A 3,527-nucleotide genomic window follows, 5' to 3' on the forward strand; every position below is an offset into this window, starting at 1 on the left:
TCTTTGCCAAAGTGGGATGCTCCCATTCTCTATTCTAGATCGCCAGATGAGAGTATGTAAAACTTGATTAAGTTTATAGTCAAAAACCGCCACAGGCAGTCTAGACTTATCTCACGCTCCTATCTCCTTGGGCTAAATACTTAAAATTCAGATCTTGAATAGTATAGTATGAATAATCTAACTCTACAACCATTACTTGGTACAGCTTTAGCAAGCCTTTGTCTTATATCTGTAACAACTCAAGTCGCCCAAGCAGGTACTCTACACAATGACTGGAATTATGCCATTGACTCATTAACAGATGGGGTGACAGGTGGTGTGATTGGTACTAATGGTGCTTTTGAGTTTTATGGCTTGGCGATGCACGAAAATAACGAGCGAATTTTTATCGCTATCAATGCTAATCTTCCCTTAACTGGTTATGAGGATATTGACTCAACCAATGGCAGTATCGCCTATGGAGATTTATTCTTTAATTTCTCTAATCAAGACTTCAATACAGCCAGTCAAAATAGTGACTTATTTGCCATCCGCTTTGCCCAAGTCAATGACTCTGGAGTGAAAGAGCTGGGAGTTTATAGTAATGTTACCGCTAAAAATGTTACCCAGACTAATTCTGGATTTAGTAATTTACAGCAGTATAGCAACTATGTCAGGGCAAATGGTGGCATACCCTCAATGGCAGATTTAGCGATTGATAATCCCTACTTTGAGCAAACTGGAGCTTGGACTATTCTGAATGATATTGCATCTGGACATAAGGTGGGTGATATTGTATTTCTCAATAATACTGAACTGAGTTTACTGGGACTAGATTTTTCTTATTTTAATGCTACAGGCTCCCAAAGTATTGGTTTCAGTTTTAATAGAAGCTTACTCCCTAGTGGTTATTTTATTGCTCATTTCCTTGCCGAATGTGCAAATGATGGGATAGCTTTAACAGGGCAATTGTCACAACCGCAGGTTGAAGAGGTGAAAACTGTACCCGAACCCTCTGGTATCATTGGTATGGTTCTATTTGCTTTGGGGTTAGCAGCGAGTAAAATAATTAAGGTTATTTGCTAGTTATCTGGCTAATGGCTAATGGCTAATGGCTAATGGCTAATGGCTAATACAGCTAAATCCAGATCAAGAGGGCGAGTCGATTAAGGTTATTTGTCACTGCCAGAGATTATTGTCGCGACTCGCCCCTACACGGAAAACTTCCCATTCCCCATTCCCCTAAAGGGGGCAGGGAAGAGTTTTCACTCAAAACTCAAAACTCAAAACTCTCTTTCCTACTCCCCACTTCCCAAATTATGTCCTATGAGCAAGAAAAACAAATAGCAATAAAAGCCGTAACTGCTGCTGCTAAGTTATGCCAAGCAGTGCGACGGGAACAAAGTGTCAGTGAAGGAGCAAACCAAAACAGGGTGAAATACTTCACAAAACCCGATCGCACTCCCGTTACCATTGCCGACTTTGGGGCACAAGCAATAATTTGTCAGGCACTAGCAGAAGCTTTCCCCAATGATGCGGTTGTAGGAGAAGAAGATTCCGGTTTATTGCAGGAACCGGAAATGATGGAAGGTGCAGCACAAATAACCGATTATGTCAAGAGGCAGATTAAGATCGCTACACCTGAGTCAGTGAAAAACTGGATCGATCGCGGAAATGGTACAATTTCAGATCGCTATTGGACAATAGACCCAATTGATGGCACAAAAGGTTATATCAGAGGTGGTCAATACGCGATCGCATTAGCATTAGTTGAGGGGAGTGAAGTCAAGCTTGGTGTCTTATGTTGTCCCGCTTTACCCCTGACTTTTGCAGAACCAGAAAGCGAAACAGGTGTTATCTTTGTCGCAGTCCGGGGTGAAGGTACAACAATGATACCTCTAAATGGCGGATCGCCTAAATTAATTCGGGTTAATTGTCGCACTCCTCAGACAAATAGCAATGTATTCGACGAGTTACACCTACGGATGGTAGAGAGTGTCGAGTCAAGTCACGGAAACATGTCATTAGAAGCCCAAGTAGGTGAAGTAGTTGGACTAAATACCCCTTCCCTACGGATCGACTCCATGGCAAAATACGGTGTAATCGCACGAGGAGAAGCAGCACTTTACATTCGCCTCCCATCACCTCTATCATCTCCCAAACGGCAAAATATTTGGGATCATGCAGCGGGTGCGATCGCAGTTGAAGAAGCAGGTGGTAGAGTTACAGATATGTATGGTCGCCCTTTGGATTTCTCTTGCGGCTCAAAACTATTCAATAATCAAGGTACTATCGCCAGCAATGGTGAGATTCACGAAGCTGTATTAGCGGCTGTCGCCAAGATAATCGCTAGTAGTTATTAGTTATTGTTTGTTTGTTGTTTGTTGTTGGTTGTTGAGAATGGGCTGAATAATTGACTATTAGCCCCTTGTCTTGCTAATTTATTAGGACTTACGCATTTAGGCTATCTGTAGGGTGCGTTATGTAACGCACCTACTATATATGGAGTTTAGTGACAGATTTTGCGTAAGTCTTGTCATTTATTAGGATTTACGCACCATCTAGAGTATTAATAGTCTAGATGGTGCGTTACGCTTTGCTAACGCACCCTACATATAGATGGTTTGCGTAATTATTGTTGATTTTTAATAAAAGTGAGATTTTTCACAATTTTTTTTAAATTTAATTAAGATTTATCTTATTGGTTATTAACTTTGCTAGGTTAGCACTATACAGCCCAATGGGAGTGAAGACAGATGCCAAAAGATCAAGTTACTAGACTTTTTAGAGATTCTTTAGCCAATCCCTCCTTAAAAGAGGAACTCAATACCGCCCCTGATGTCGAAACCTTTGTGAAAATGGCTCAAGAAAGGGGCTATGATTTCAACATTGATGAATGGAAAGAGATGACTCGTTTCTCTGTTGAAGAATTGAAGGGAAAAATATCGGAAATTCCGGGTATTTGAGGCTGTTTGTAAACAATAATTAATCTAAGCTGATTGATTATACCAGTCGCCTTCATAGCTTAACAATTGGCTCTCAGCCCCTTGTTAAGCTATGACGCATTTAAGAGTGCGATCGTCTCCTAAATTGGGGTATACGATCAATAAACTGGGTAATTCCAGATAATTCCAATAACTAGAATAACGCCAATGAGATGGCTCATCAACATAACCGCGTCGCACGGGATTATTATGAATTTAATGTAATTTTTGGATAAACATTTCCTCGTCCGCAATTGCCTGGGGATGAAAACCTTCTTGCCAAAGTTGATAATCTTGTTTTGTTTTATGTTTTAACTTATAAAACTGATGAAGTCCCAATATCTTTAATCAGGTTTTCTAAGTAAGTCTGGGCTTCGTCTGGCGACATCATTAGAGCTTTCCCCTGACGCAAGATTTCATATTTACCACCTCGATATCCGTGACCTGCAATTAGCCCTAAACTAATGGCTTCATTGCCTAATTCTGTCACTTTCTTTTATACACATCTGACGTTGCCGACGATCTCGTCTGTATAAATTTCTTTTCTCGCCCATTTCTGTACCA

General features: G+C 40.7%; 4 protein-coding genes. 3 read left to right on the top strand and 1 reads right to left on the bottom strand.

Going from position 1 to position 3,527, the window contains the following annotated elements:
• Positions 1-168 precede the first annotated feature (168 nt).
• From NJ959_RS27310 to NJ959_RS27320, 3 genes are all read left to right on the top strand, one after another.
• The gene (locus tag NJ959_RS27310) at positions 169-1,065 is read left to right on the top strand and encodes an XDD3 family exosortase-dependent surface protein (protein WP_254014911.1); all 897 of its coding nucleotides are present in this window, start codon (positions 169-171) and stop codon (positions 1,063-1,065) included.
• Positions 1,066-1,298: 233 nt separating this feature from the next.
• Positions 1,299-2,342: a 3'(2'),5'-bisphosphate nucleotidase gene (locus NJ959_RS27315; protein ID WP_254014912.1), complete on the top strand. Its 1,044-nt coding sequence runs from the start codon at positions 1,299-1,301 to the stop codon at positions 2,340-2,342.
• A 393-nt stretch (positions 2,343-2,735) separates the two neighbouring features.
• Positions 2,736-2,945, top strand: a complete 210-nt coding sequence (locus NJ959_RS27320) for a Nif11-like leader peptide family natural product precursor (RefSeq protein WP_254014913.1) — start codon at positions 2,736-2,738, stop codon at positions 2,943-2,945.
• Between the two features lie 334 nt (positions 2,946-3,279).
• Here NJ959_RS27320 and NJ959_RS27325 read toward each other — a convergent pair whose 3' ends face one another.
• Complete coding sequence (locus NJ959_RS27325; protein WP_254014914.1) at positions 3,280-3,453, bottom strand: hypothetical protein; 174 nt, start codon at positions 3,451-3,453, stop codon at positions 3,280-3,282.
• Between the last annotated feature and the right edge of the window lie 74 nt (positions 3,454-3,527).

Source organism: Limnofasciculus baicalensis BBK-W-15 (assembly GCF_024178385.1).
Classification (GTDB): Bacteria; Cyanobacteriota; Cyanobacteriia; order Cyanobacteriales; family Coleofasciculaceae; genus Limnofasciculus; species Limnofasciculus baicalensis.